25 protein-coding genes, 1 tRNA gene and 1 pseudogene are annotated in these 25,493 nt (G+C 59.7%); 11 read left to right on the top strand and 16 right to left on the bottom strand.

Annotated features, from left to right (window positions below; genetic code table 11):
- Position 1: 1 nt before the first annotated feature.
- The 6 genes from ACFSJC_RS04950 to phoU all read left to right on the top strand — a co-directional run bounded on the left by ACFSJC_RS04950 (position 2) and on the right by phoU (position 4,221).
- The gene (locus ACFSJC_RS04950; RefSeq protein ID WP_386024085.1) at positions 2-1,093 is read left to right on the top strand and encodes an RnfABCDGE type electron transport complex subunit D; all 1,092 of its coding nucleotides are present in this window, start codon (positions 2-4) and stop codon (positions 1,091-1,093) included.
- Positions 1,090-1,758, top strand: a complete 669-nt coding sequence (locus tag ACFSJC_RS04945) for an RnfABCDGE type electron transport complex subunit G (RefSeq protein WP_386024082.1) — start codon at positions 1,090-1,092, stop codon at positions 1,756-1,758. The genes ACFSJC_RS04950 and ACFSJC_RS04945 overlap by 4 nt, the downstream gene beginning before the upstream one ends.
- Positions 1,755-2,462, top strand: coding sequence for an electron transport complex subunit E (locus tag ACFSJC_RS04940; RefSeq protein ID WP_386024079.1), 708 nt, complete (start codon positions 1,755-1,757; stop codon positions 2,460-2,462). The genes ACFSJC_RS04945 and ACFSJC_RS04940 overlap by 4 nt, the downstream gene beginning before the upstream one ends.
- Before the next feature lie 62 nt (positions 2,463-2,524).
- Positions 2,525-2,806, top strand: coding sequence for an RnfH family protein (locus tag ACFSJC_RS04935; protein WP_386024076.1), 282 nt, complete (start codon positions 2,525-2,527; stop codon positions 2,804-2,806).
- Between the two features lie 92 nt (positions 2,807-2,898).
- Positions 2,899-3,240, top strand: coding sequence for a hypothetical protein (locus ACFSJC_RS04930; protein ID WP_386024073.1), 342 nt, complete (start codon positions 2,899-2,901; stop codon positions 3,238-3,240).
- Between the two features lie 315 nt (positions 3,241-3,555).
- Positions 3,556-4,221: a phosphate signaling complex protein PhoU gene (gene phoU / locus ACFSJC_RS04925; RefSeq protein WP_386024070.1), complete on the top strand. Its 666-nt coding sequence runs from the start codon at positions 3,556-3,558 to the stop codon at positions 4,219-4,221.
- Between the two features lie 53 nt (positions 4,222-4,274).
- Here phoU and ACFSJC_RS04920 read toward each other — a convergent pair whose 3' ends face one another.
- Positions 4,275-4,865 carry a helix-turn-helix domain-containing protein gene (locus ACFSJC_RS04920; RefSeq protein WP_386024067.1) on the bottom strand — a complete coding sequence of 197 codons (591 nt, stop codon included), beginning with the start codon at positions 4,863-4,865 and terminating at the stop codon, positions 4,275-4,277.
- 624 nt (positions 4,866-5,489) lie between these two features.
- Here ACFSJC_RS04920 and ACFSJC_RS04915 point away from each other — a divergent pair.
- Both ACFSJC_RS04915 and ACFSJC_RS04910 read left to right on the top strand, forming a co-directional pair.
- A tRNA-Ile gene (locus tag ACFSJC_RS04915) sits at positions 5,490-5,562 on the top strand.
- A 528-nt stretch (positions 5,563-6,090) separates the two neighbouring features.
- Positions 6,091-7,308, top strand: a complete 1,218-nt coding sequence (locus tag ACFSJC_RS04910) for a slipin family protein (RefSeq protein ID WP_386024064.1) — start codon at positions 6,091-6,093, stop codon at positions 7,306-7,308.
- A 21-nt stretch (positions 7,309-7,329) separates the two neighbouring features.
- On the opposite strand, the gene ACFSJC_RS04905 is transcribed toward ACFSJC_RS04910, so the two are convergent.
- Positions 7,330-7,746: a hypothetical protein gene (locus ACFSJC_RS04905; protein ID WP_386024061.1), complete on the bottom strand. Its 417-nt coding sequence runs from the start codon at positions 7,744-7,746 to the stop codon at positions 7,330-7,332.
- On the opposite strand from ACFSJC_RS04905, the gene ACFSJC_RS04900 reads away from it, so the two are divergent.
- Positions 7,721-9,022 carry an RtcB family protein gene (locus tag ACFSJC_RS04900; protein ID WP_386024059.1) on the top strand — a complete coding sequence of 434 codons (1,302 nt, stop codon included), beginning with the start codon at positions 7,721-7,723 and terminating at the stop codon, positions 9,020-9,022. The two genes, ACFSJC_RS04905 and ACFSJC_RS04900, sit on opposite strands and share 26 nt — an antisense overlap.
- Here the strand turns inward: ACFSJC_RS04900 and ACFSJC_RS04895 are convergent.
- From ACFSJC_RS04895 to ACFSJC_RS04885, 3 genes are all read right to left on the bottom strand, one after another.
- A complete protein-coding gene (locus tag ACFSJC_RS04895; RefSeq protein ID WP_386024056.1) occupies positions 8,931-9,488 on the bottom strand; it encodes a recombinase family protein in 558 nt (185 codons plus the stop codon). The two genes, ACFSJC_RS04900 and ACFSJC_RS04895, sit on opposite strands and share 92 nt — an antisense overlap.
- Before the next feature lie 805 nt (positions 9,489-10,293).
- Positions 10,294-11,910 carry an AAA family ATPase gene (locus tag ACFSJC_RS04890; RefSeq protein ID WP_386024053.1) on the bottom strand — a complete coding sequence of 539 codons (1,617 nt, stop codon included), beginning with the start codon at positions 11,908-11,910 and terminating at the stop codon, positions 10,294-10,296.
- A complete protein-coding gene (locus tag ACFSJC_RS04885; protein ID WP_386024050.1) occupies positions 11,907-12,203 on the bottom strand; it encodes a hypothetical protein in 297 nt (98 codons plus the stop codon). Before ACFSJC_RS04885 ends, ACFSJC_RS04890 begins: the two co-directional genes overlap by 4 nt.
- 413 nt (positions 12,204-12,616) lie before the next feature.
- Here ACFSJC_RS04885 and ACFSJC_RS04880 point away from each other — a divergent pair, with 413 nt between their 5' ends.
- Positions 12,617-13,666, top strand: coding sequence for a DNA cytosine methyltransferase (locus tag ACFSJC_RS04880; protein WP_386024047.1), 1,050 nt, complete (start codon positions 12,617-12,619; stop codon positions 13,664-13,666).
- A complete protein-coding gene (locus tag ACFSJC_RS04875) occupies positions 13,663-14,730 on the top strand; it encodes a hypothetical protein (RefSeq protein ID WP_386024044.1) in 1,068 nt (355 codons plus the stop codon). Before ACFSJC_RS04880 ends, ACFSJC_RS04875 begins: the two co-directional genes overlap by 4 nt.
- Here ACFSJC_RS04875 and ACFSJC_RS04870 read toward each other — a convergent pair.
- The 11 genes and pseudogenes from ACFSJC_RS04870 to ACFSJC_RS04820 all read right to left on the bottom strand — a co-directional run bounded on the left by ACFSJC_RS04870 (position 14,705) and on the right by ACFSJC_RS04820 (position 25,418).
- On the bottom strand, positions 14,705-15,295 hold the full coding sequence (locus ACFSJC_RS04870) for a BRO-N domain-containing protein (RefSeq protein ID WP_386024041.1): 591 nt from the start codon (positions 15,293-15,295) through the stop codon (positions 14,705-14,707). The genes ACFSJC_RS04875 and ACFSJC_RS04870 overlap by 26 nt on opposite strands.
- Positions 15,296-15,368: 73 nt before the next feature.
- Positions 15,369-15,470 (bottom strand): annotated as a pseudogene (locus tag ACFSJC_RS04865) (hypothetical protein); the annotation flags it as partial.
- Between the two features lie 522 nt (positions 15,471-15,992).
- Entirely contained in the window at positions 15,993-16,952 is a 960-nt protein-coding gene (locus tag ACFSJC_RS04860) for a BRO family protein (protein ID WP_386024039.1), read from the bottom strand.
- On the bottom strand, positions 16,949-17,143 hold the full coding sequence (locus tag ACFSJC_RS04855; RefSeq protein ID WP_386024035.1) for a hypothetical protein: 195 nt from the start codon (positions 17,141-17,143) through the stop codon (positions 16,949-16,951). Before ACFSJC_RS04855 ends, ACFSJC_RS04860 begins: the two co-directional genes overlap by 4 nt.
- Positions 17,144-17,853: 710 nt before the next feature.
- Positions 17,854-19,839: a hypothetical protein gene (locus ACFSJC_RS04850; protein ID WP_386024034.1), complete on the bottom strand. Its 1,986-nt coding sequence runs from the start codon at positions 19,837-19,839 to the stop codon at positions 17,854-17,856.
- A 194-nt stretch (positions 19,840-20,033) separates the two neighbouring features.
- A complete protein-coding gene (locus tag ACFSJC_RS04845; protein ID WP_386024032.1) occupies positions 20,034-20,441 on the bottom strand; it encodes a hypothetical protein in 408 nt (135 codons plus the stop codon).
- A gap of 398 nt (positions 20,442-20,839) precedes the next feature.
- The gene (locus ACFSJC_RS04840) at positions 20,840-21,034 is read right to left on the bottom strand and encodes a hypothetical protein (protein ID WP_386024030.1); all 195 of its coding nucleotides are present in this window, start codon (positions 21,032-21,034) and stop codon (positions 20,840-20,842) included.
- A gap of 14 nt (positions 21,035-21,048) precedes the next feature.
- Positions 21,049-21,399, bottom strand: coding sequence for a hypothetical protein (locus ACFSJC_RS04835; protein ID WP_386024028.1), 351 nt, complete (start codon positions 21,397-21,399; stop codon positions 21,049-21,051).
- 124 nt (positions 21,400-21,523) lie between these two features.
- Positions 21,524-22,423 carry a hypothetical protein gene (locus ACFSJC_RS04830; protein WP_386024026.1) on the bottom strand — a complete coding sequence of 300 codons (900 nt, stop codon included), beginning with the start codon at positions 22,421-22,423 and terminating at the stop codon, positions 21,524-21,526.
- A 693-nt stretch (positions 22,424-23,116) separates the two neighbouring features.
- A complete protein-coding gene (locus tag ACFSJC_RS04825) occupies positions 23,117-23,353 on the bottom strand; it encodes a hypothetical protein (RefSeq protein WP_386024024.1) in 237 nt (78 codons plus the stop codon).
- A gap of 514 nt (positions 23,354-23,867) precedes the next feature.
- Positions 23,868-25,418 carry a recombinase family protein gene (locus ACFSJC_RS04820; protein ID WP_386024022.1) on the bottom strand — a complete coding sequence of 517 codons (1,551 nt, stop codon included), beginning with the start codon at positions 25,416-25,418 and terminating at the stop codon, positions 23,868-23,870.
- Positions 25,419-25,493: the final 75 nt, after the last annotated feature.

Here is a 25,493-nt window from a genome sequence, read left to right as displayed (position 1 = left end):
GATGAGTATCGAAACACCGGCGGCCAAGGCCGGTCCATTCGCGCACGAGCCGGTCAGCATTTCCCGGACCATGGGGCTGGTCATGCTGGCCCTGTTGCCGGCCACCCTGTTCGGCATCGTCCAGTTCGGCTGGCCCGCGCTCTATCTGTTCGTCGTCACCATCCTCGCGGCGGTGCTGGCCGAGGCCGCCTCGCTGCGCGTGGCCGGAAAGCCGGTGCGTCCCTATCTGATGGACGGCTCGGCGATCCTCACCGGCTGGCTGCTCGCCATGACTCTGCCGCCCTGGGCGCCCTGGTGGATCGGGGTCGTCGGCAGCGTGCTGGCCATCGTCGTCGCCAAGCAGGTCTTCGGCGGCATCGGCCAGAACCTCTTCAATCCGGCCATGATCGCGCGCGTGGCCCTGCTCATCACCTTCCCGCTGGAGATGACCAGCTTCGTCGTTCCGGCCCCGCTGTTATCCTCGCATGCGCCCGGCCTGCTCGAGAGCCTAGCGATCACCTTCGGCGGCCAGGGTTTCGATGCATTCAGCGGTGCCACGGTGCTCGGGCATGTCCGCACCGAATTGGGGCAAGGGCATGGTCTTTCGACAATCCTGCCCGAGGTCTTCGGTCCCTTCTCGGGCGCCATCGGCACGGTGGCCGGCAGCATGGGCGAGACCTCCGCGTTGCTGCTGCTCGGCGGCGGGGTCTTCCTCATCTACAAGCGGATCATCAGCTGGCACATCCCGGTGACCATGATGGCCACCATCGCCATCCTGGCGACGGTCATGCACCTCATCGACCCCGAGCACTACACCGGCCCCTACTATCATCTGGTCTCCGGCGCGACCCTGCTCGGCGCCTTCTTCATCGCGACCGATCTGGTCACCTCACCGGTCACCCGGCGTGGTCAGATCATCTTCGCCGCCGGCTGCGGTCTGCTGATCTATGTCATTCGCACCTGGGCCGGCTATCCCGAGGGCGTGGCCTTCGCGGTGCTGCTGATGAACGCCTGCACACCCTTGATCGACCACTATGTCAAACCGCGCGTCTACGGCCGCGATCGTCGCGGTCAGCCGATCGAGTACGCCAACGACGTGGAGGTGAAGCCATGAACTTTGCCGCAAAGTCCCTCGATCGTCAGAGCGTCGGCTATCAGGCCGGATTGCTCGGCGGATTCACCCTCCTGGCCGCCGCGCTCCTGGTGATCGGAGATCTCGCGACCGAAGGGGCCATCGAGCAGCGTCATGCCGAGGATCTCAAGGCGTCGCTGACCCAGGTCATTCCGCCCGAGATCCACGACAACGACCTGCTTGCGAACCCCCTGGTCGTCAAGGGCGACGACGGGCAGGACGTGGTGGTCTATCGCGCGCTCAAGGGACTCGATGTCACCGGTGTCGCCTACCGCATCGTCGGCTTCGGCTATGCCGGCGAGATCGACTCCATCCTGGGGCTCGACGCCCAGGGACGCATCATCGGCGTGCGCGTCCTCGCCCATGCCGAGACGCCTGGGTTGGGCGATAAGATCGAATTGGCCAAGGACGACTGGATCCTCGGCTTCGACGGACGCGCGATTGGCGATCCTCCGCTTGACCGTTGGGGCGTCAAAAAGGACGGCGGCGATTTCGACCAGTTCAGCGGGGCCACCATCACGCCGCGCGGCGTGGTGCGCTCCATCCGCGAGGGGCTGCAGTTCTTCGCCGAGCATCGCGATGCGCTGACGGCCCCAGCCGAGGTCGCCACAACCGATACGGATCAACCGACTCGGAGCCAGCCATGAGCAACGACACAGAGACCACGCCCAAGGCCAACTGGGGCAAGATCGCTTCGGATGGCATCTGGGGCAATAACGTCGTCTTCGCCCAGTTGCTGGCGCTTTGTCCGCTGCTGGCGGTCACGGGGACCGCGACCAACGGGCTCGGGATGGGGCTGGCGACCACCGCAGTCATGGTGGCCTCCGGCCTGCTGATCGCGCTGATCCGCAATCTGGTGACCCCCGAGGTGCGCATCCCCATCTTCGTCCTGGTCATCGCGGTGCTGGTGACCCTGGTCGATCTGGCGATGAACGCTTGGCTGCACGACCTGCACAAGATCCTTGGGCTCTTCATTCCCCTGATCGTCACCAACTGCGCCATCCTGGGACGTGCCGAGTCCTTCGCCTCGCGCAATCCGCTCGGGGCATCGGCCTTCGACGGTCTCATGATGGGGTTGGGTTTCACCTTCGCTCTGGTGGCGCTCGGCGGGGTCCGCGAGATCATCGGCAGCGGCACCCTGTTTGCAAACGCCTCGCTGCTGCTGGGACAGGGCATGTCCTTCCTGGAGGTGACGCTGATCCCGGACTATCGCGGATTCCTGCTGGCGATCCTGCCGCCGGGCGGCTTCATCGCCTTGGGCTTCATGCTGGCCGGAAAGCGTCTGATCGATACCCGCGTCGCCGAGGCCAGGAAACGTCAGGACGGGGGCGCCCAGGCGCTGGCGTCATGATCGGCAGGGGCGCCGCCGACGTGCCCCGGCTACATTTTCGATTCGATACGGAGTAGACCCCGATGCTCGTTGGCGTCGCCTACGCAGACAAATTCAAGCAGACCTGGCTGAAGCTGGATGTGCCTGAGGGCAGCACCATCCGCGATGCCATCGAGCGCTCCGGGCTGCTGAACCAGTTCCCGGAGATCGATCTCGAAGTCAACAAGGTCGGCATCTTCGGCAAGATCTCCAAGCTCGATGCCAAGCTCGTCGACGGCAACCGGGTGGAGATCTACCGTCCCATCATCGCCGATCCCGAGACGGTGGAGCGCCGTGACCGGGGCGGGGAACTTGATGAAGACTGATGCTCTGACTAGGATATTCGTGAAGCCGTTTGGCGTTCCGCGAATGTTTTAGTGACTACACGCATCCTGAGGACTGAGCGATGAAGGCAAGAATGATCCTGGCCGCCGTGAGTGCCTTGCTGGCATCGACGGCTGTCTTTGCTGACAGCTTCGACGTCTACAACCGCAGCGCCCGTAACGAAGTCCTGCGCAGTCAGGCCGATGTCAACTACGCGACTGCAGGTGCGATCGATCGAGAATCCCGCGCCAACGCGCGCCTGACCAACAGCCGTGCCGACTATATGGACAACCGCGTTCGGGTCAAGAATCGGACCGAGAACACCGAGGTCTTCGGCACCAACACCTCCAATGTGGCCAATGGCTTCAATTCGATCGGCCAAGCGGCCCAGAGCATCGGGCACGGTGCCGCGGCGCTGCGTTGGGGTTTCCGTTAGATTCCAGGCGACCGTCACGCTGCATTCTCTCGCGAACCGCCCTTCGGGGCGGTTTTTCGTTGGACATCCTCGTTCGCCACGTTGCGCTTCTGTGCCGGACGCACCTTTCGACGGCCTTCGACTGCTTCCTCTGTTCGGCGGTCTACCGAGACACTATCTATGATGGAACGCGGTTTTCGGCTGGCCTCATGGGGCGCTGGAGACACTATTCATGCGCGTGCGTTCTTAGAAGACTAAGATGTCGCCCCCGCGCTGCGCCGAACACCGCGCGGCCTATTGAGCGAGTCAGACAGAATAATCGACGAGGATGCAGCGATGACCGATAACCTGAGTCTTGTGCAGAAGAGGCGCCAGCATTTGCAGTCTGCGGTAGGGGAGCTGGGTGCTCTGGTTATCGAGGCCCTGAACCGCTCGGTCGATTGCATCAAGCGCCAGGACCTCGAACTCGCCGAGCGCATCGTCGCCGAGGATGCCGCCATCAATCGGCACCGTCGTATGTTGGAGCAGGACTGTCTGGTGACGCTCGCCGCCTATAAGCCCGCCGGCGAAGACCTCCGCGCCGTCGGCGCCTGCATGGAGCTGGTTTCGGAGCTGGAGCGTATCGGCGACTATGCGGCTGACGTGGCACGCATCATCCTGAAAAACGGAAAGACCCCGCTTCCACCCGAGCCCGTGGCCGCCATTGTCCAGCTCGCGAGCGACGCGATCGGCATGCTGGCCGGCACCTTGTCCGCCTTTACCTCCAACGAGAACGAGGCGGCCATTCGCGAGGCCGTCTCCATGGAGGAGCAGGTCGACCGGGAGGAAGACGCCTTCATCGAGCAGATGCTGAGCCGAATGCGCTCCGATGCCTCGTTCGCAACCACCGGCACCTATCTGCTGTGGATCGTGCACAACTACGAGCGCGTCGCGGATCGTGCGACCAACGTCGCGGAGCGCGCCATCTATGTCGCCTCGGGGTATACGCCGGATTTGGATTGAGGCACGCGCCTTCTTCTGAGCCGATCCATGCCAGTGCGTCGATCGGTATTCCCTCAGACGGTCTGAAGCGAATCCCTCAAGGCTCGGACCGTCGCCATCAGCACCGGCCGCTGGGCGGCCGGCAGCTCCGAATAGATCATCATCAGTTCCCGCATCTCCTCGGGAAACGAGAGGAACAGCGGGTCGCGCTCCACATGCTGCTCGTCGACCCAGCCCGGCTGAGTGCCGAGCAGACGTTCCAGACGTCGCGCCAACTCGTCCGTGATCGGCAGGAAGGGATTGTCCAGATGTTCCCTGAGCCGCTTGCGCGAGATCCGCAGCCCTTTCACCGTCTCCTCGAGACGCTCCCGATCCCCTTCGATTCCATCCAGTACGTGCGCCAGGTTCTGATGACGAACCGCCTGCAGGTCGCGCTCATTGGGCCGGATGGGTCCCTGTCCGAACATCAGCCAGCAGGCCGATACGCCGGTCGCCTCGGCGATCAGCAGCATGTCGTCCGCGCTGGGCGTGGAGATGCCGGCCTCGTAGTTGCCGAGACGAGAGGATTTCCATCCAGATATCCGGGCGAGAAGACTGGCCTGGGTGCGAAACCCCGCCATCTTGCGGGCGAGCTTGATACGGCCAGGGATGTTGGCTGATTGCATGGTGGGTGGTTTGGATCCTGTTCCTGATACGGGAATTTGGAACCGCAAAGACGCAAAGGACGCAAAGAACCTCTATGCGATATGTTCGATGCATTCGGATCGAGAGAAACGCGACATATGCAGAGCCGATTGTTTTTCTTCGTGATCTTTGCGCCTTTGCGGTTCGATTGCTTCGGTCTGATGGGCGCTTTACATGGATTTTACAAGAATCTTGATATTTTCGTTGACTTGCTTGAATTTCTGGCTAGACTAACCGCCCATCGAATCAACGCATCAATGAATCGCGAGGAATAGAGTTCAGATGACATTCAGAGACGACATGGATCAACGAGGGAAGCACGGCTCCTTGCTGGGGCGGACGCTGAGTACCCTGTCTCTGCGCTGAGTCATTTCGCGATTGCAATCTCGGAAGGCTCGATTGGAGGGCCTTCCGGTGGGATACGAAACCCCGACCGGGAGCACTGGTCGGGGTTTTTTCATGCCTGAAGATCGAGGATTTCAGGCATCACCATCTTGCGGCGATCGTCGAGCGATCAGCGCCTGGGGTTCGGTATGCCCCGGTGGCGGGCCAGGGCGCCCAGTGCGTTCCCTCGGTCCGTACCCATTGCCTGGCGGCCGTGAGGCGACAACGTAGCTCAGTGGGTAGAGCAACTGGCCGATAACCAGTCCGGCGCGGGTTCGAATCCCGCCGCTGTCTCTTTGGCGACTGACCGTCGCACTCGATTGGATGACCTGTCCAATCAAGACCACAGGGTGAGCCCCGGCCCGATCAGATGGATATGCGCGCCGAATGGCGGGCCGGCAGGGAGGCCGGATCGGGGGCGTCGTGGCGATCTCGAGCCAGGATACGACGCATGGATAGACATCGTGCGGTTTCGGGCGATCTCGCCGGATGGCGGGCGGTGCCGCAGGGATGCGGATCGATCGAGCTGAACGATTCCGGCCATGCAGCTGTCCTGGCCCATCGGCGCGACGCGGGGCGAGCCTTTCCTTCTTTCAGCCGGCGGTTTCGAGCGGCCGGCTCCGAACGATGTCCGGTCCGAGCCGGACACCGAATCGATAGAACGCCGGGATCGGGCCGAACGTTGGCGACCCGACTCCGGCTCCACCAACCGACCAACGACAACGGGACATACAGCAATGCCGGATTCTTGATCGGGGCGGCGGGCAGGCCGAAACGGCTGGTCATGCCGCCGACAGCGACGGCACAGAGGAGAGCGGGAAGATGAACATCATGGGATACAAGCGACAGGTCGTCGCCCAGCACGAGCGTGTGCTGGTACTGAAGAATGGAGTGCTGGAGCAGGTGCTCGGACCTGGCGTCTATCGCTGGCTGGATATCGTCGGATCGCTGGAGTTCGAGACCTTCGATCTGACCGATCCGGAACTGGCCCATCCGCATGCCGAGGTGTTCCGCAAGGAGTCCTCAACGCTCTGGAATCTGTGGGTCGAAACGGTCGAGACCGGCGAGCATGAGGCCGGGCTCGTCTATCTGGACGGACAGCTGACCCGCCTGATTCCGCCCATGAGCCGTCGCTTCTACTGGAAGGGGCCGGTCGAGGTGCGGGTCGAGCGAATCGATCTGACAGAGGGTGTCGCCGTGGGGCCCGAGGTGATGGATCGCATCCGCCGGATGCGTCATCGGGATGGCTGGACCAGGGCCCCGGCCGAGTATCGGGCCAAGGCACGGTCGGCCGGCAGCAAGCTGCCGGGTGCCGAGTTCCTGGACGACATCATCGAGGAGGAGATCGCCGACCATGAGACGGGTCTGTTGTTGCTCGATGGCCGGCTGGTCGGGATCCTAGAGCCGGGTGTGCACGCCTTCTGGAACTTCGATCGCAATGTTCAGGTGGAGCTGACGGATCTGCGTCTGCAGGAGATCGAGGTCCAGGGCCAGGAGATTCTGACCCGCGACAAGGTAAGTCTGCGGATCAACCTGAGCGCCCAGTATCGGGTCATGGATCCGGTCCGGCTTCGGGCCGGGTTGCCCAAGCACAAGGACTTCCTGTACCGGGAGCTTCAGTTCGGACTGCGCCGGGCCATCTCAGACCGGACCCTGGATGAACTCCTGGAGCGGAAGGGCACGACCGAACAGGAGGTGCTGGTCGCCATTCGCGAGCGGGCCGACCCGCATGGGATCACGATCGAATCATTGGGGATCAAGGACGTCATCCTGCCGGGCGACATGAAGCAGATCCTCAACCAGGTGGTGGAGGCGGAGAAGGCGGCTCAGGCCAACCTCATCCGTCGGCGCGAGGAGACGGCCGCGACCCGGTCGCTGCTCAACACCGCCAAGCTGATGGACCAGAACCCGGTGCTGCTGCGGCTCAAGGAACTGGAGGCGCTCGAACGCGTCACCGAGCGGGTCGGCAGCCTGACCGTCTTCGGCGGCATGGAATCGCTGCTGCAGGGACTGGTCCGGATCGAGGCGCCCAAGGGGTGATGAGCGGCCAGCCTCCAGCGGTCAGCTTCCAGCGAATGCGGGATAGGTCGCGCTGGTCAGGATGAAACGGAATGCCGCCATGGACGGCGGCCCTTCATGAAAGGACGAATCGAGATGAACAAACGGAGAAACCCGGTGGCCCGATCGCCACTGTTGCGCAAGGGCGGTCCGCACGTGCGATCCGCCTCCAGCATCCGCGCCGGCCATCGCCAGGCCATCGAGGACGGCATCGACGCCTTCCACGGACGCGATCCGGTCGAATCGGACCGAGTGCGAGGTCGCGGGAATACGGATAAGACAGTTTGAACCGCAAAGGCGCGAAGAACGCAAAGAGCTTTGATATTCCGGCTTCGCGCCCTTTGCGCTTTTGCGGTTCGATTCGGTGAACCCAGCTTCATCGACGGAGAAGACCATGCCTATCAAGCGAGTCATCAGCAAGGGCCGGGTTCCGGTCAAGATCTATACGGACGACGTGGCCGAGAACGCCATGAAGCAGCTCGAAAACGTCTCCCATCTGCCCTTCATCCATTCGCACGTGGCGGCGATGCCGGACGTGCACTGGGGGATGGGCGCGACCATCGGCTCGGTGATCCCGACAGTCGGGGCCATCATCCCGGCAGCCGTGGGCGTCGACATCGGTTGCGGCATGAACGCCCTGCGGCTCTCGCTGCGCGCGGACCAGCTGCCGGACTCGCTGGCCCGGGTGCGTTCGGCGATCGAGGCCAGGGTGCCGGTCGGGATGGACGGACACGGTCAGGAGCACTGGTGCGAGGAGGGGCTCGCCCGGGTGGCGCCCGGTCTCGAGCCGATCCTGGCCAAGCATCCCAAGGTCAATGCGCGCTGGAAGAGTCAGCTCGGCTCGCTGGGTGGCGGAAACCATTTCATCGAACTCTGTCTCGACGAGTCCCAGCAGGTCTGGATCATGCTCCACTCGGGATCGCGCGGGATCGGCAATCGGATCGGGATGCATTTCATCGAGCTGGCTAAGCGCGAGATGGAGCGCTGGAAGATCCAGCTTCCCGATCACAACCTGGCCTATCTGCCCGAGGGCAGCCAGCACTTCGACGACTATGTCGAGGCGGTCGGCTGGGCCCAGGACTATGCGATGGAGAACCGTCGTCAGATGATGCGGCTCATCATCGAGGCGCTGCGCGGACAGCTGCCGCCGTTCGAGGCGACCTCGGAGGCGATCAACTGTCACCACAACTACGTGACGCGCGAGCAGCATTTCGGCAAGGAGGTCTATCTGACCCGCAAGGGTGCCATCCGGGCGCGCGAGGGCGATCTGGGCATCATCCCGGGGAGCATGGGCGCCAAGTCCTACATCGTGCGCGGACTGGGGAACCCCATGTCATTCTGTTCCTGTTCGCACGGAGCGGGTCGGCGTATGAGTCGTGGCGAGGCGACCCGGCGCTTCACCCGCAAGGATCTGGAGGTCCAGACCCAGGGCGTCGAGTGCCGCAAGGACAAGGGGGTCATCGACGAGATCCCCGCCGCCTATAAGGACATCGACGCCGTCATGGCGAACCAGAGCGATCTGGTCGAGGTGGTGCATACGCTGAACACATCATTAACAATAGACCCCAAAATAATTGATCTAGGTCGTAGTGTCTCTCGGGTGTTCAGCCCAAGGCGCTGTACAGCGTCTGCCTTGAGATCCCCAGATCGGCAGCAATCGCCTTCTTGTTCTCACCCTTGGCGATGCGTTCCCTGACCGCTGCAATCTGATCATCGTCCAGCTTCCTGGCTCTCCCGATCTGCTTGCCCTGGCGCTTCGCTTCCGCGATCCCTTCCCGCTGGCGCTCTCGGATCATCGACCGCTCGAACTCGGCGAAGGCTCCCATCATTTGCAGCATCAGCCGCTGCATCGGATCACCCGCTCCAGCCTGGAAGGTCAGGTTCTCCTTGTGGAACTGGACCGACACGCCACAGCTCACCAGATCGTCCACCAGGGACTGCAGCTCGGCGAGGTTCCGGGCCAGCCTGTCGATGCTGTGGACGTGGATGGTGTCGCCTTCGCGCACATATGCCAGGCACTGAGCCAGGATTGGCCGACCTGCGGTGTTCTTGCCCGATGCCTTCTCGGTGAAGGTCTTGTCCAGCTCGACATCGACCAACTGTCTGTCGCTGTTCTGATCGACCGAAGAGACCCGGATATATCCGACCTGCTGTCCTGACATGGCTGTGCGCTCCTCTCATGTGGGCGTGTCTCGAAGTGTCCAAAAAAGCCTAAAGCTCATCTTTGCAAGTGTCAAGATAATGCAATATCAACTTTGTTGGACACGATAACCCGCTGATCCATGGGCATGGCCGAAGTGTCCAAGAAGGTGTACCCACTGGACACGACATCGAAGGGACACATCACGTCCCTTGGCAGTCGGATGAGCTGGTGCTGCGGCAACGGAAAGAGCGGCGACAGAGTGCCGATGTATCAGGCTCCATCGAAGACGGAAGCGCTAAGGTGCCAGAGCCTCGGGGCTTCACCGGTAGGGCAAGGCTTGGAGGGCTCGGTGGATGGCCGGAGCGGTGGACCGGAGAGGCTTGGTTGTCTGCTTGGCGGCTGGCTTGCGGTGGAGACTGGGGCATACCCCAGAGGCGGGACGAAAGAAGGCGAATGGCGGAATGCAGGGGCGGGACGGGGGGGAATTCAGAAGCCGCGCTCTAGATGTGCCACTTCAGATTTTTATGGCAAAACATCCAAGGTCTTCACTCTCACCGGCGCGGACAGTCGGCGGACGCGCCTCAGTCCCTCGGCTGCGCATGAATCGACGCGAAGGGAGCACCGAAGAAGGCGAAGGATGCACTCAAATTCCAGTGCTCCCTTCTGCTCCCTTGCACTCTTCTGCTCCCTTTGAGCCGTGGTCGCGCCAAAGAATGCGGAAGAATGCAGCCAAAGAGTGCAGAAGGGAGCAAAGAGCGCGGAAGGGAGCACGTAGACTTGAGTCCACTTCTTCGCCCCCTTCCGCTCCCTTTGGCGGCTAACCGCTAGGCGGCGGCAGCCTCTCCCAGCGTCCAGGTCCACGGTCCCTGGTAACCGGACTTTTGGCGCTCGATGCCCAGCTTGGCGGCGGTTCGCTTGCCTTGATCCCAGGAATAGCCGGCTTCCTCGATCATGACCTTCATCTCCTGGGCCGTGCGTTCTCCCTGTGCCAGGGCATCCCGGATCAGCTCCTCCAGAGCGACCGTTCTTGATCGACCGTCATGGTCCGTGGAGAGCGACCATACCCAGCCCTTGCTGAAGTCCTCCTTCCTCCGCTCCACTCCGATCCGGCTGGCGGCTCGCTTCACCCGATCCCAGGAGTAGCCGGCTCCATCGGCATCGGCCTTCATCTGCTTGGCGGAGACTGGACCATCGGCCAGGAGCCCGCGAACGAAGGACTCGACATCGGCGTTGCTCTCACCCTCGCCATCAGGGACCGGCTCGGCCATGCTCAGGAGTTCCCTGGCGCTGCCTTCGAGCATCTCGCCCCAGAGGACTCGGGTCGCCTCGATTCCCTCGACCGGTTCCTCCAGCTCCAGGTCGTATCCGAACCCCTGACCATCCTCGCCGATGTTGCTCTTGGCTCGGGCCAGGATCCGCCTCACTCCACTGGGGTGGTCGTCCGGCAGCCGAGCGGTTGCCATGACCACCCGCGCCAGGGCACCGAAGGCCAGCGATCCGGTCACCCGGTCAATCGGATCTCGTCCCGAGCTGCCCTTGCTGAAGTGGGAGATCCCCAGAACAGCGCAGTGACGGGAAGCGGCCAGGTCAACCAAGGGCTGCAAGGCTCGCCGGACCTCGGCGTTGCGGTGACTGTCTCCAGAGACCGCTGCCACGATGGGATCGACGATCAGCAAGGAAGGGCAAGGATCCATCCAGGCCATCTTGTCGGCCAGGAGGTCGATGTCGACGGCTGGATCGAAGGCTCTCAGGCCATCCTCGGTGTTGGTGGTCGTGATGAAGTGGACGCGATTGAGATCAGCCCCCACAGCCATGAGCCTCGGGACCAGGGTGTCCTTGATGTCGTCCTCCCCGGACCAGATCAGGACATCACCTTGGAGGGCTTCGGTTCCATCGGGCCATCTGCCTCCAAGCGAGACCGTCGCCGCCAGAGCCATGCTGACGGTGGTCTTCCCTGTGCCTGGTGCTCCAGCCAGGAGGTGGACCTTCCCGGCCGCGAGCCATCCGGGCCAAAGCCAACGCACGGGGTCGGGCTTGATGGTCGAGGCTGCCTTGGTGTTCACGTCGATGAATCCCTCGGATGATGCGCCGAAGATGTCTTTGGGGTGGATCACGCTGCCATCGGTGGCATGGACGATCCCGGTCTCGCGCTCGATCCAGTTGCCCGCTCCGTCTCGATGGACCCGGACCCATCCGGGGTTGTCGGGAGAGTGCAGCAGATGGCTGCCCCAGCGGTCACGGACGACTTGGGTCTCTTGACCATCGGGTCGGCGGATGGTGGCGACTGGGGTGAAGTCCGGCAGCGGAGTGTCGGGGGCTTCGGCTGTGCTGGGCGCAGAGGCTTCAACAGCGCTAGATGCTGAGGCTCCAACAGCGTTGGATACGGAAGTGTGCCTGGAGGTGTTGGACACCCCCTCAGCAAGGAGGGGGCTTGGGTTCATGCGGACGGCTCCTTCTCAGCGGCAGCGACATTGGCTTCGATGGCCTTGATGTTCGAGCCGGTGACCGCCGAGACGATCCGGTCCCATTCCGCCAATCCGGCCTGGCTGGCCAAGGCGTGGGTGGAGTAGCCGCTCTGGCTCGTCAGCTCCTCCTTGTTGAGGTAGACCTTCCACATCCAGGATCTGGTTCCGGCGTAAACATCCAGACTGATCGTGCTGCGGATGTTCAGGTCGGCAGTGGCGACGGTCTTCTCGGTGGAGCCAGGGGCGAGGAGCTGTTCATGGGATTTCATGGGTCGATCTCTCCAAGAGTTGGATTTGAGAAATCGACCGCTCACACAGGCAGTCCGACGCTGTCGGTGAGGCAGCAGCGTCAGGGGCAGAGGCTCTCCCAGGAGGAAGGAACGGGAACTCCAGGCGCAACTTGGCTAGGAATCAGCGTAGTTGGGCCTTGAGCGGACAGACCAACCCCTGGGGCTGTATCATGTCCGAGCCGGTGCAAGCCGTTAGTGGCGGCCTTGCTTTGTCGTCGGGGTGTTGTCAGCACCTCGGCGGACGGCTTTTACTCTACGTCAAGCAAGCTAGGTTTGCCTAGCCTCTTTGCTGCAAGTTCCCTACTAGCCCTGTCTGCCTCGTTGTCGGAAAGATCTCCCACATCCGATAGCAAGAGCAGGGGCTTATCCGACCAGAAGCGATACCAATATCAGTGAAAGGCATCGACCTATTCTCAGGGCCAGGCGGTCTTTCTTTAGGCATCCAGAGGGCTGGTTTCGATATTGTGGCAAATGTCGAGATCAACCGAGATGCTATGGATACATACGCCTTGCACCATGGCAGCTCAAACCACTTCAACGAAGATGTTCGCAAGATTGACTTCTCGCCATTTCGAGGCCGAGTTGACATTGTCGTTGGCGGACCTCCGTGCCAACCTTTTTCAATCGGTGGGTTGCGCAAAGGGCATGCGGACGAAAGGGATATGATTCCAGAGTTCATCCGATGTCTCAACGAAGTTCGGCCAGCGTATTTCCTCATGGAAAATGTTCCTGGTCTTACACTCAAGAAGGCTCGCCCGTATTTTGAGTCAGTCCTTTCAAGGCTGGCTGCATGTGGATATCACATTAACTGGTCTGTAATTAACTCTGCGGATTATGGCGTGCCGCAGAAGAGAAGGCGACTATTTATACTCGGCTCCCGCTCACATCGCTTACTTCTACCTACGCCAACCCATGGCGAAAACACATCGCTACCGCACGTAAGTGCGGCTAGTAGGCTTGGCCCGGATCCTATCGGTGAAGCACCGAACTGCCCTGTGCGTTTCGCTAAGTATCCAGACTTACGCCCGAGTCCATACGCTGGGCATGTCTATAATGGAGGTGGACGCCCTATCGATCCCAACGGACCCTGCCACACAATCCTGGCATCATCGGGCGGATACAAGACTCACTGGATAGATACGGAAAATATTGCCCCGAAGTACCACTCTCATCTCCGCGCTGGTGGAGAGCCGTGGCAAGGTATAGTGCCTGGTGCTCGTCGCCTTAGCGTGGAAGAGTGCGCCATAATCCAGACCTTTCCTAGCGAGATGGCTTTCTCTGGCAAACGCTCGTCTCAGTACAAGCAAGTGGGAGACGCAGTTCCACCTGATCTGGCATTTGCCATAGGCGCGGCTTTGTATTCTCAGGCCAATGGAGTTCAATCTCCTTCGGGTCTTGTGCCTGCAAATGAGGATTTCAATCAAATGGAATTGGCGCTATGAAACGAAGACGAAATGAAAGTGTAGAGAAGGCTGTAGATATTATTCTTGATAGGCTTGATCGCCTATCAGAAGGAGAGGTTCTTGGAGAGCCTGCGCCTAGAAATGTCAAAGCGATATTTGATAGCCATATAGAATCGCAGCGCGGAAGCGTGAGACTTGCTTGTGCTTTCCTGGCAGCATATTCGTTGATTGATGAAGAGTGGGATTTTAAGACCGTCCCAGTAGGGGCGCGAGGTAAGTATGGTGATAAGAGACTCGCAGGGGAGCTGACTCAACGGCATGTCACACTTCACAACAGCATAACGGCATTTGGTGAAAATTTAGGCTGGAAGGGAGCGGTGCGCCAGTTTGATCTCTCGGCTGATATACGCTTTGCATCATTCGTGAGCAACCTTGAATGCCTGCAGCCAGCAGAAAGGGAAGCGCTTGTCAATCACATTGTATGGAGACTTGAACAATCCAAGGTGATTCCGCAAGCACTGCCAGTTTTACCAAGGGGTTATTTGTCGTATGCGAGAAGTCTTCGTCTCTGCGAAAGGCTGATGAAAGTACCCTCAGAGGGTCACATCCAGCAGTTCTTGGTTGCCGCCTTCATTGAAGTCCATCGAAAGCGATATGGGCATCGAGTTATTACACATCACCCGCATGCATCTGACAAATTCGATGGGGCAACTGGAGATATTGAGGAATACAGAGAGGACTTGCTAATAGCGGCATTCGAGGTAACGGTAAGGGATGATTGGAAGAACCGACTTAGTGATTTTCAAAAGAAAGCGGTTCGGGGCAATCTGCCAAAATACGTAATATTCGCTTCCGATGTCCGGGGTGATAGCGATCTATATCCCGCGTCCAAACTAATAGATTTCATCGAGCACCTGAGCTTCGATCTTGCTGTTGTCGATCTATCTGATTTCTTCTCGGTGTTCTGTGCAGAGTTGACTCGGGAAGAGATCGGGCAGGCCATAAATAGAGCCTACCATTTGCTGACAGAACCTCGGCTTTGTGGTCGTGAGGACTTCATCGGCAAGTACCGTGAAGTTACAAACGAGTGGCTTGATAGCTAACTGCAACCGCGCCTCCTATAACCCGGATCACTGAAGTCAGGCTGTTGCGGTTGACGCCTTCCAGCCGGCTGGCGAAGTCGGTCACGTTAACCCAGCGGTCATCCTCGAACGCTTGATCGAGAAGGGCAGCCTTGGGGGCAGTGGCTTCAAGCATGTCGTTCTGGACGGACGTGATGTGGGTGAGCTGCGCGTTCTCCTGGGCGAGGCGCTCTTTCTCTTCGGCCAGCGTGGCGGCGAGACGGAGTGCCTCGGGCAAGGACTGTGGGATCTGGGGTTGAGGCTGGAGCGAATAGCTGCCGGTCTTGCGGATGGTGGGCAGGACTTCACGCTTGACCCAGCGCTTGAACCGCTTGGCTTCCGCCTTGTGGCTACCAAGGATCGCTTCGTAAAGCCATGATTCGCTTATCAAATTCACGCCGCGAGTGAGCAAACCTGGGATTTGCAGGTTTTGTACTTCGTCCGTGTCCAGCCTGGTGGTCATGTTGTGGGCATCGGAGTGGCTCGGCACCAGTGCAACATACAACGCCAGGAATCGAGGCTCGCCCCCTTCCACCCTTGGGTCCATGAACCAACGATTTGGTCACCTTCTGGGCTCCACCAGGGGTACGAATCGGTTTCGTACCCTTCCACTTCTGGAAGGGCCGAGCGCAGGGCTTGTCGGAGCGGGCGACGAAGAAGTAGAGACCCTGCTCGGTGAGCACCGTAACCTCTTGATTTCCCCCAGGGGTGTTAATCGGATTAACCCCCTTCCAGTCAGGCGAACCATAATCGAGGTTATCCGCTTGGTCTTTTCAGAGGGGGAGGAAATTTGCCGTCCACCCTATCCACGCGCCAGGGGTCACAACGGATGCGGCCCCTTTCCCGCTCGCCAAGGGGGTCGAACGGATCGACACCCCACTCCTAAAACCGCGTAGCGGACGGGAAGCGGGACTTCATCACCAGACGGTAGATGTCAGCCTCGGGGATTCAGCTTGGTATCCGAACGCAACCGCGACCCTCGTGATTCGCGAGAGTTGCCGTGAAAATCCTTGCTGAACAGCGCTTGAACCCGGTTGGCTTCCGCCTTGTGGCTACCAAGGATCGCCCCGTAAAGCCCTGATTCACTTATCAAATTCACATCACAATTTCCAGAACCGGCGATTTGCAGGTTTTGTGCTTCGTCCTCATTGAGGTGATTTGCTGCCTCGCTTTCACCGAGGGATTCATTGTAAGCCTATGATTAGTTTATTAAATTTACGCCACAAGGTCCGAAAACCGACGATTTATAGGTTTTGTGCTTCGGCGGCATCGACCCGCGAGGTCCAAACCCACCAAACCGGTGGCTTTGAACTTCGTCTATATCCAGCATGCAGGTGAGACGCTCGGTGTGGGCAACCGCTGGGCGACCACCGAGAAGGAGTCCAGCCGGCCTTGCTCACCGGAGAAGATGAAGAGCTAGGTGACGATGGTGCTGCCGGGTCCGTCTTTGTAGGACGCATCCTCCATTGGAGGTTGAGTGATAACACCACGGTTTGCGAGGCGCTCGATGCTTTGCTTGACCTTGTCGTGACGAGAGCCCACCAGCTCAGTGATCGAGAGGCAGCCGAGAGGGTGGAACGCATCACCATCCGGTAGACATCGGACTCAGGGATCCACTTGTACTGACGGAGGATCTCGTAGAGCCGGAAGGGGGCGACATCGACCGTCTTGGCTGCATCGCGGATGTAGCAGTCCTCACTGTCGGCGACGACAGCCTCGGCGAAGTCCACCAGCGGGGCCTGCTCGGTGAGCTGGGCTGCCTGCTTCTTGGCGAAGTCGATCATGACCATCTTGTCCCGGTACTCCTTCGCCCATGCTTCAGCGGCGGCTGCCGGATCGGTGAAGTCAGGGAGAGCAGGCTGCATGGAGTAGCTGCCAGTCTTGCGGATGGAGGGCAGGACTTCCTCGACAACCCATTCCTCGAACTCAACGGCGGACGGGAGCTTGGAGCGCATCACCAGACGGTAGATGTCGGCCTCGGGGATGAGCTTCGTGTGCGGATGCAAGGAGAGCATTTTGCTCTGCTTCAATGTATTCAACGCCTTAGCGCGTTTGCAGTGGTAGCGCACCGCTTCCATCGTGTTCTCATACCCAAGGGCATCGGCCACATCCTTGGCGACGAACCATGGATCGCCATTCTCGTCAGTGACGGTACGGACCTGGGCTGCAGTGACGGGGAAGGTGAAGGTGGACAGTGCGGTCATTGGTTCTCTCCAGTCTGGGAGGTACGCGAAAGGTGGAGGTGTGCGGGCTTGAAGTGATGGAGTTCCATCATTGCGATGTCGTCGGCGCTGTAGCCGGACTCAAGCAGGCTGTTGCGGATCTCACGGCTGATGTGCCGACCGCTCGCCCAAGTGGCGAGGGCGTCTCCAAGGGCAGAGGTCATGTCGTTCATGGTGTCTGTCTCCAGTGAGGATGAGGGAGACCAGATCGGCTGTCTGGGAGGCGAAGGGCGTCACTGTCGAAGGCCGACAGGCAGCGGGTGGGGTGCAAGAGCGAAGGAGACGAAGACCTTCGGTGGTAGAGAGGCAGGCAGAGGGAGGCGGTATGGAGGGACTAGAGCTGTCCCTCTGGAAAAATCACAGATACAAGAAGAGAGACAGCCAGAAGATCCGCCGACCTTCGCACCACCAGGACAGCAGGATTAGGCGCAGCGAGGGCTCAAGCCTCTCGGCAGCGGATGACAACAAGCCCAGAGCAGCGCCATGCCCCCCTAGATCAGGGGACCACGGTCTTCCTTGGCTCAGTCGGATTCTCTCGACTGATCGACATAGAAAGCTGGACAGCCAAGGGATCCGGCTCGATCAGCGAGGAAGGCAGCTTGATCGGACTCCGAGCCGAGAGGCTTGAGGCAGCTTGAGGCCGGCTGAGGTGGAAGGGGACCATGAAGATCTTCCCTTCCATCCTCTGTTATGTCGATCAGGGCGAAGCCCGGAGGAAGGTGGTCCAGGGTGATGGCTGATGGTGGTCGACGCACGTAGCGACGAAGGAGTGGAGTCTCTTTGTCAAGCTTGGATCAGGTGGATCCTGGCCGTCCTTGGCCATGCGAATACCCCCCCAACATCTCTAAAGTATTCCTTTAGGGGTCTCCAGGGGGATAACTGATCACGTCTTGATGAGCGTCGTCCTTGCTCCTCGCTTGGCACCAGAGTGTTGAACCTTGACCCCGACCTCCAGCAGGGCTCGGGTCAGAGGGTGGCTTGGATCGCGAAGGGCAGCCTTGATCTTCTCAAGCCCCTTGGGCGCTAGGCCCAGCTCGGTGTTCAAGTGGCTCACCGAGTAATCTCCAGGCAGCGCGTTCTGCATCAGAGTCAGGAGCGCCTCATGACTTGAGCCCTTCTTGATCCGTTGCCTTGGCTTGGCTCCATCCAACTCGAAGTCCCAACCCTTGACCTGGATCCCTGGCATCTCCTCCACCAGAGCCTTCAGCATCTGCTCTCCCATCTTCCCGGTCGGCAGGATGATGAAGACATCCGACTGATCGCAGCTTCCATCCGCATCGGTCACCTTCCGGCAGCGGACTCGGTTGACGGCCTGGACCACGGACACACAGACCTGTCTGATCTGCATCTCCTCCCGGACATCCTTGTAGCCCTTCCACTCGGGGTTCTTCAGCCACTCGTTGCTCTGGACACCTTGGGTGGCGAAGAAGGCGTTGGTCGCCCAGATAGTGTCCCGGTATGGAAGGCCGAAGATGACGGCAGTGTCATAGGTCATCCAATCGTTCCGACCGTCGATGGCTCCCCAGTGACCGACAGACCACTCAGAGAAGCCAGGGTCGTACTTGACGGCATGGTGCTCGATGTCCTTGTGCAGAGCGACGAAGACCTTCCTGCCTGGATCCAGATCTTGCTGGAGCTGATGGATGAGTCGGGGAATCCGATCCTTGCCCTTCTCCTTCATCGCCGTCTTCCCGGTCCCTCTCGCCCGAGCCACATGGAGCGTGACGTTGCGGTAGTTCCGAGTCTTGGGTGGCACGGGAAGGATGACCGCTCGGTCCTCCAGGAGGGTCCAGAGGAAGTTCTGTCGAGCCGTCGCATCCAGGACCACGGGGGACGGGAGGTCATCCGGGATCAGTAGCTCGGATCCGTTGAAGCTGTACTCTAAGCCCTTCTTCGCGTACCACATGAACCTGTTCATGATCGCCTCGATGCTGCGGAGGATCTTGTCGAACCGTTCAGCCTGACGCTTGCGGTCGTCCTTGGACTCCCGTCTGCTGCCGATCAGGTCATAGCGGACCTCCTTCATGGCCGCACGGAGGTTGTCGAGGGAGATGGAGGCATCAGAGCCGAGGAGTTGAGCCTTGCGCTCGGGTGTCCAGAGCACCTTGGACTCGGTGAACCTGGAGGTGGTGTCGTCCTCGTCGCCCTCGGCATCCTTGTGCATCTCGGCGATCCGCTCCAGCAGATCCCTGACCAGCTCCACGGCAGCGACCTCATTCGGGTAGCGGTGGCGGATGTCCGGGGTGATGAAGGCCAGGGTCAGTCGGACATCGTCCGCCTTGACGTTGTACTCCTCCACGATGTTGGCGATGGCCTCATCCACGATGGTCAGCTTCCGGTAGCCATGCTCCCAGCGGACCAGGGCATCCCAGCGGCTCCTGTCATCCTTGCAGAGCCCTTCCAGGGCGTTGGTATAGGCGGCATGAGTGACCACCAGAACATCGAAGGCTTGAGCCTCTTCCGCCGTGAGGTCGGACTCGGAATGCTTGGCTGCGGCACACTCGAAGCCGGCCATGCGGTTGACGGTTTCCACGATCTCGTTGGCCTGACTGATGAGCCGGGTCACGATCAGGATTCCGACACGCTCGTCCATGAAGAGACCTTCGTTCTTCTTGGCTGTCATGGCCGAGAATAGGCAGGCACCTTGAGTCTTGCCGGTGCCCGTGGGCGGTTGGAGCACAGTCCAGCGATGCTCCTCGTCATTGATGGACGCATTGAATGCCTTGGCCATGGTTCGCCACAGGGCTTGCAGGGCTGGGCTTGGGACGTTGCCGAGGGAGGTCTCCCAGTGCTCGCGCATGGTGGCGGCGAAGACTTCAGGGAGGACGTGAGGTTGTTGCTTGTAGAGGGTCATTGTCTCTTGATTCATTCTTGTTGAATCCTCCCGCAGAGTCCCATCCACATAGCACCCACAACCGGCTCAAGAGAAAGCCAGTGCCTGTGGCAATGCGGAAGGACTCAACGAGAAAGGGTTGTGTCGATTGGGTTTCTGTGCTGATTACGCACAGTATTCAGAGGTCGCGGAGGGGATCCGCGCAGTGCGGCCTGTGGGGTCAGGCAGTGTTACTCATATTCGGGCAGGACGTACTCTAGGGCTCTGTCGTATTCGAGCAGCTTCTCGTAGTCGACAGTCCACTTTTCCAGCTTCATCAGATCCACATGGAATCTGAGGCTGTCAAGGCGTGTGGCTTGGCCGCGCTTCAGCCCGTATACCTTGGCCAGGTGAGGAAGGATAGGCGCACGTCCACCTTGCCATAGGTGGTGTATGTACTTCTCCACTGCTTCCGTTGTCAGCTTTTCGCTCTGAACAGTCATGGCGACCGAATCCACTAGAGCGGGCCATGTCTCCAGCATTTCTGGTTTCTTCGCACGGAAGGCACGGTACACCTTGAGCAGGCGCTTATACTCTGTAGCGTCGCTTACCAGCTCTCTGATGGTTTGATGTTCGATCCTGTGGACTTGCCTGCTCATACTGTCACCACGTCTTCTGGGTATGTCAGTACGAGCGTGTTCATTGCGTCGATGAATATATTCTGTGCGCCGTACTCAGTCTCACGGACTTGACGCACCATCTTCCGTCCGTCACTCACGACGGTGAGGGTCTCAAGAAATACGATGTACTCTGGGTCCGTTAATCGGTCAGCCACTGGTACGACAACTCGGATGCCGCCTAATGACATCTCGCCGGTCTCAGTGGCACATGCTTTGTATGGTGTCGATTCGATCACTGTGTTTATCCTGTTCTGCTGGGTCTCTGCCTAAGTCCCTCTGTGCGGCTCTCTGAGCCTCCCGCCGCTCTCGGTGATGTGAGTCATACCGAAAGGACAAGAGACCCTGAGATCGACGTACAGCGAGGCTCTGAGGCATTCTCAGTGCTTCTGCTGGCGCTGAGTCGAGACGCTCTCCAGCTTCCGGTCCATGACGGCCATGTGGCGCTGAAAGGCGTCGAGCTTGCCTTCGATTCGACCGAGCATGAGGAGGATCTGGTCCGCCCACGGGCAGCTCTCGGGCAAGCCGAGTGGTGTGTCGGTCCCGTTGACGGGTGAATGGGTTGGATCGTTCATGGGTTTCTGTCTCTTCAGGACGCAGGGACGGCCTGCAGTGGTTGGTGGGGATGGTGTCGCTTGGGGTGTCTGGCCCAGGACTTCAGGTCGATCAGGTAATCCCTGGCGATCTCGTCGACGGCAAAGGCGCTGCGATGGCGTGTCGAGAAGCTTGCCAGCTCCAGGGCGGATGGAAGTCCGCGCTCCTTGGCCATGGTCTTCAGCCTGGGAGCCAGAGCCTCGACCCAGTGCCACGGCTCCAGGTGTTCGGGAAAGGAGATGCCCTGGTTCAACAGGCAGGTAAAGGCGTCGACCAGGGACCGCTTGGTTCCACGGGCATTGAGCCTCAGTGCCTCGACGGATGGGACGGAGATCGGTTGTTCCATGGTCCCCTCGACTGGGGGGTCATGGCTGACGGGAGCCAGGGCAGCCTCCATGGTCTCCCTATCCGGGGGCTCATGGTCTGTAGAGCGCTCCCTCGTCATGGTCCCCTCTATCAGGGGGTCATGGTCACGCCACCTCCTTCAGTGCCTTGACCTTCTTCTTGGCTGTTGCTTGATGGAAGCGTTCAGTCTGCTCGACTGTAGTGATGTAGTCTCCAATCTCGACATCTCCACCGAAGCGGCCTGAAGCCTTGACGTACAGCGTGTCGGTGTTGGTGATCCCTGCATCCAATAGCGTGATCATCATCTCCAAGCACCGCCCATACCGCTCAAGGTCTTTCATGTTCAGGACATCACGGATTGGACGATTGAATGTAGTCTTCCACACTCCAGCGGAATAGCCGGAGACAGCACGGGCAACGAGACTGAAGATCGTCTCATCCCAGCTAGCACCGGCAGAACCGAAGGTCTTGCGTGTCCAATGCTTCAGGGTCTTGTCCAGCTCCACTAGGTCAGAGACTCGGTATTGATGGAACGAGCCCATGATGTAGACCGCCTTCTCCATGTCACGGAAGTAGGCTCGGATCTCCTGCCCTTCAGGCGTTCTAGCTTGCTGGCCTAGATCCATCACGACATCGCGGCTCAGAAGGTAGTCAATCTGCTGCCCACCTCGTTTGCCTGTGGGGGTCAGGATTCGGTCACTAATCTGTGACTGAAACATCAGGTGACTGGTTGTCGGCATGAGATCCCGCTTCACCCAGTTGGCAAATTTGCCTTGCGGCTTCCCGATCCAGCTCCACACCGTCCGTGCGTCATACGTTGGCTGTGTGCCGTCCAGCTCGAAGGGGAAGCGGTGACGGTGTTTGATCATCCGCTTAGCCGACTCCTCGCTGAACCCTGCGATCATGTACTGCTTCTCGGTGGCTGTGTCGTGGGTTCCCTTGAGGCTTCTCCCATCGCTGGGACCACGGCGGCGCTTACGGTTCTTCTTGACTTCGTATTCGTTGATGTTGTCAGTGATAGACATTGTTCAGTTTCCTTTTCAGGTGAGCACCCACAGGCAAGCACCATCCAGCTAGCCCACCAACTCCCCTGAACAAAAGGAAGCTAGCTGGCAAGCCTGTAGATGCTGACCTGAATGGATTGGTGTGACTGAGTAGCCCTGGTGTGAGCTGTTGATCGAATGATCAGAGTTGGCGTGTTGCCGGATGGATCATTCCTGCAGTGCAGGTGCGAGGAGTCGCTAGACCGGGAAAGGACGGCACCGCTGAGAGGGTGATAGCTTCAAGAGCCTGTAGCACAAGCGTCCCGAGTGATCGGAACCAAGGACCGACATCGGCGATAGACATTAGCCGAGCCAGCAAAAAGAGACCCTGGCCAGCGTTGCCCCGAGTGGTTGTCAAAAGTGAGGATTTCTCACATTTGAGCGCACGACGCATGGCTGCCAGGTATTCCTTGGCTGACTCCAGCTTGAGCCAGTCGACCATCCTTGCCTGTGCGCTCTAGGGGTTTTTCTCTGAGCTGCGAAAAACCTGTTGGATTGCTGGTTGCGGCTGAGGGTGTAATCCTTACGGGGTTTGCCGCCCCGCTTGCCGGCAGTCTCCAATGCACAAATTTCTGCATTGGGAATTAGCAGCTGAATGGCAAGTCAGCCTCGGGTACTCTCAATCTCTACCAAGAGCGTCCTGGGCTGACCTATCGGGGTGATGTGTCGTCGTTCTCAGCCGAGCACCTTGGCCAACGCTTTCGCGTCCTTCCAGGTCTCGGGCAGTTCTTGTCCAGCCTGTTCGATGGCTTCCATCGTTCGCACGATCCGGCGGATGGTCTGAGGCTCAACGTCCGTCATCCTGGACAGCTCCAGTTTCGAGACGGGCTTGCAGAAGCGGAGACGCAGGAATGCCAGCTCGGTCCTCAGCTCGATGTGCCGAGAGACCTGCACATGGCGGCGGGTGGACATGGGGTCGGCTCCTCCTTGAGGTTGTTGGCTGTGATGGTTGTCCGTCAGGGACGAGGCATCGTGGTGGATGGCTGGAAGGCTGGATCGCCTGAGTGAAGAGGACGGCTCTCTACTCTACAGGGCCGCCCTAATCACCCGTTTCAAGAAAAGTATTTTTAGAACAGAATCTTGCAAGCGTGGCTAGGCGGGCGTCGGTTGGAGCGTTCTGGGGGCGGCTCGCCTGGGTGAAGCGGACGGCTTCTCTGGTCTATTAGGGAGTGTTAATCACCCGGTTTTTGCGAGAGCCTTTCATAACAAGGGCTTACAGAGGTTCTCGCGTAGATGTCGGTCGGGGTGTTCTGGAGACTGGATCACCTAGGGGAAGCGGGCGGCTCCCTCCCTCTACTGGGTGGCAGTAATTGTCTGCCATCTCAGACGCCGCCTAAGCCTCACTGGGGCGAGCATGCCTCGCACGATGCCTGCCTACCAGCGATGCCTGCCTACCAGTCTTGCCTAGGATCGTTTTGAGGGTTTCCTATGCGCTCTTTAGCGGCATTGCGTAGGGGATGCAAGTCTCTCCTCCATGTATCCACTGCAGCCTCAGTTCCCCGCGCTCATAGTCGACCACCACACTCGTGAACAGCTCTCTCAGTAGAGTGTTGCCTGCGTGGATGTCTCCAGACAGCAAGACATCCTCCAGTCGTGCAAGTCTCTTGTCGACCATGGTGCTGTCCATTGTCGAGAGCTTCTCCATCAGCTCTCGTCTCGTCTGCTCCAATGCCCTTCTTTCCTCCTCCAAGGCTGCCAGCCTGCTGGACAGCAGCGGCATCGATCCACTTTCCCTGCCTCCTCCATGCTCGATTGCCTCCATGATGTGGCCCATGACTTCTTCGATACCAGTGAGTTTGACTTCAACGTCCGTCAGCTCGGAATCGACCAAGGCATCTCCTGATGGAGCAGTCCCAACGATGAAGGAAGCATGCTGTCTCAAGGCATCTTCGGTTCGCTGGACCACCACAGACCGATAAGAACACCCAGCGCCGGCCTTGCCCTTGGTGCATACAAGCCTTGAGTCTCCTGGTCCCATGCCTTTGCCTTTCTGGGTCCGTGTCATGCTCGAACCACAGACGGGACACTTCGCCAAGCTGGCCAGAAGGAATGAGACAGACCTTCCGTGGTTGACCTTCGGCTGTCTGGTCGCCGCTCTTGCTGCCACTGTGTTGAAGGTGTCTTGGTCTACGGCTGCCGGGAAATAGCCAGGGACAGGATCTTGAGGCGTCCTGATCCGTTTGCCTTTGTCATAGCTCGTAACGTGAGGGATCAGCGTTCCAACCACTGCCGGGTTGTCTCTCAGCTTGGCGATGTAACCCTTGCTCCAGTATTCGGACTTCCCGAAGGTGGGGATTTCTTGGGTGTTCAGCATCCTGACGATCTGATCCAAGCCTCTGCCTTCAGCCAGCCAGGCGAAGATCTGCTTGACCACAGCCGCTCTCTCAGGGATCAGCCGGTACTGACCATCTACCAACTGCAGCCATCCAGGCGTCACACTGGTCAGCGCCTTACCTTGCTCCAGTGCCTGCTTGCGCTTGTTGTCCCATACGGCCTTGATCCTTCTAGCCTTGGCTGCCGACTCCTCGTTGGCTCTCATGGTCACCAGGAATGCCACCATGAACGACAGAGGATCAGCATCCAGTGTCTCTGAGGTGTATTCCCTGTTGTCTGACAGTGTGACCACGACGATTCCCTCATCGCAGATGTCGGTAAGCACTCGAAGGGCTCGCCGTGGAGTCATGCGCGACAGACGGTCCAAGGACTCGATCAGCAGATAAGACCCCCGAGGGATCAGTCCCTCCTTCACTGCGTCCATGAACTCTCCGAGCTTGCCTGTCTCGGCATTGGCTCCTCTGTAGGCAGAGACACCCAAGTCCTGGTAGCTGGACTCGTCTAAGTCGATCCCGCGACGGATGCACCAGGCTTGGGCTAGGGATGTCTGACGGCGGAAGGAGTCGCCGCGCTCTTGTTCAGGAGTGGAGAAGCGAAGGTATGAGAAGGCTTTAGGGCTGCCGCTTGCTGTCTTGGTCGGCACTTAGGACACCACTTGGATTGCTGGATGAAGTGGGGTCCATTATGCACATAAGGAAGCAGGTCTTGACGGTGAAGG

Source organism: Thiorhodococcus fuscus (assembly GCF_042682685.1).
GTDB classification, from domain to species: domain Bacteria; phylum Pseudomonadota; class Gammaproteobacteria; order Chromatiales; family Chromatiaceae; genus Imhoffiella; species Imhoffiella fuscus.
Note: the sequence above shows the minus strand (reverse complement) of the source record. Positions and strands in the feature narration are given on the sequence as shown.

Excerpts from the sequence above, each read along its gene's own strand:
- ACFSJC_RS04950 (WP_386024085.1), top strand. The coding sequence starts at position 2 with ATGAGTATCGAAACACCGGCGGCCAAGGCCGGTCCATTCGCGCACGAG.
- ACFSJC_RS04945 (WP_386024082.1), top strand. The coding sequence starts at position 1,090 with ATGAACTTTGCCGCAAAGTCCCTCGATCGTCAGAGCGTCGGCTATCAG.
- ACFSJC_RS04940 (WP_386024079.1), top strand. The coding sequence starts at position 1,755 with ATGAGCAACGACACAGAGACCACGCCCAAGGCCAACTGGGGCAAGATC.
- ACFSJC_RS04935 (WP_386024076.1), top strand. The coding sequence starts at position 2,525 with ATGCTCGTTGGCGTCGCCTACGCAGACAAATTCAAGCAGACCTGGCTG.
- ACFSJC_RS04930 (WP_386024073.1), top strand. The coding sequence starts at position 2,899 with ATGATCCTGGCCGCCGTGAGTGCCTTGCTGGCATCGACGGCTGTCTTT.
- phoU (WP_386024070.1), top strand. The coding sequence starts at position 3,556 with ATGACCGATAACCTGAGTCTTGTGCAGAAGAGGCGCCAGCATTTGCAG.
- ACFSJC_RS04920 (WP_386024067.1), bottom strand. The coding sequence starts at position 4,865 with ATGCAATCAGCCAACATCCCTGGCCGTATCAAGCTCGCCCGCAAGATG.
- ACFSJC_RS04910 (WP_386024064.1), top strand. The coding sequence starts at position 6,091 with ATGAACATCATGGGATACAAGCGACAGGTCGTCGCCCAGCACGAGCGT.
- ACFSJC_RS04900 (WP_386024059.1), top strand. The coding sequence starts at position 7,721 with ATGCCTATCAAGCGAGTCATCAGCAAGGGCCGGGTTCCGGTCAAGATC.
- ACFSJC_RS04895 (WP_386024056.1), bottom strand. The coding sequence starts at position 9,488 with ATGTCAGGACAGCAGGTCGGATATATCCGGGTCTCTTCGGTCGATCAG.
- ACFSJC_RS04890 (WP_386024053.1), bottom strand. The coding sequence starts at position 11,910 with ATGAACCCAAGCCCCCTCCTTGCTGAGGGGGTGTCCAACACCTCCAGG.
- ACFSJC_RS04885 (WP_386024050.1), bottom strand. The coding sequence starts at position 12,203 with ATGAAATCCCATGAACAGCTCCTCGCCCCTGGCTCCACCGAGAAGACC.
- ACFSJC_RS04875 (WP_386024044.1), top strand. The coding sequence starts at position 13,663 with ATGAAACGAAGACGAAATGAAAGTGTAGAGAAGGCTGTAGATATTATT.
- ACFSJC_RS04870 (WP_386024041.1), bottom strand. The coding sequence starts at position 15,295 with ATGGACCCAAGGGTGGAAGGGGGCGAGCCTCGATTCCTGGCGTTGTAT.
- ACFSJC_RS04860 (WP_386024039.1), bottom strand. The coding sequence starts at position 16,952 with ATGACCGCACTGTCCACCTTCACCTTCCCCGTCACTGCAGCCCAGGTC.
- ACFSJC_RS04855 (WP_386024035.1), bottom strand. The coding sequence starts at position 17,143 with ATGAACGACATGACCTCTGCCCTTGGAGACGCCCTCGCCACTTGGGCG.
- ACFSJC_RS04850 (WP_386024034.1), bottom strand. The coding sequence starts at position 19,839 with ATGAATCAAGAGACAATGACCCTCTACAAGCAACAACCTCACGTCCTC.
- ACFSJC_RS04845 (WP_386024032.1), bottom strand. The coding sequence starts at position 20,441 with ATGAGCAGGCAAGTCCACAGGATCGAACATCAAACCATCAGAGAGCTG.
- ACFSJC_RS04840 (WP_386024030.1), bottom strand. The coding sequence starts at position 21,034 with ATGAACGATCCAACCCATTCACCCGTCAACGGGACCGACACACCACTC.
- ACFSJC_RS04835 (WP_386024028.1), bottom strand. The coding sequence starts at position 21,399 with ATGGAACAACCGATCTCCGTCCCATCCGTCGAGGCACTGAGGCTCAAT.
- ACFSJC_RS04830 (WP_386024026.1), bottom strand. The coding sequence starts at position 22,423 with ATGTCTATCACTGACAACATCAACGAATACGAAGTCAAGAAGAACCGT.
- ACFSJC_RS04825 (WP_386024024.1), bottom strand. The coding sequence starts at position 23,353 with ATGTCCACCCGCCGCCATGTGCAGGTCTCTCGGCACATCGAGCTGAGG.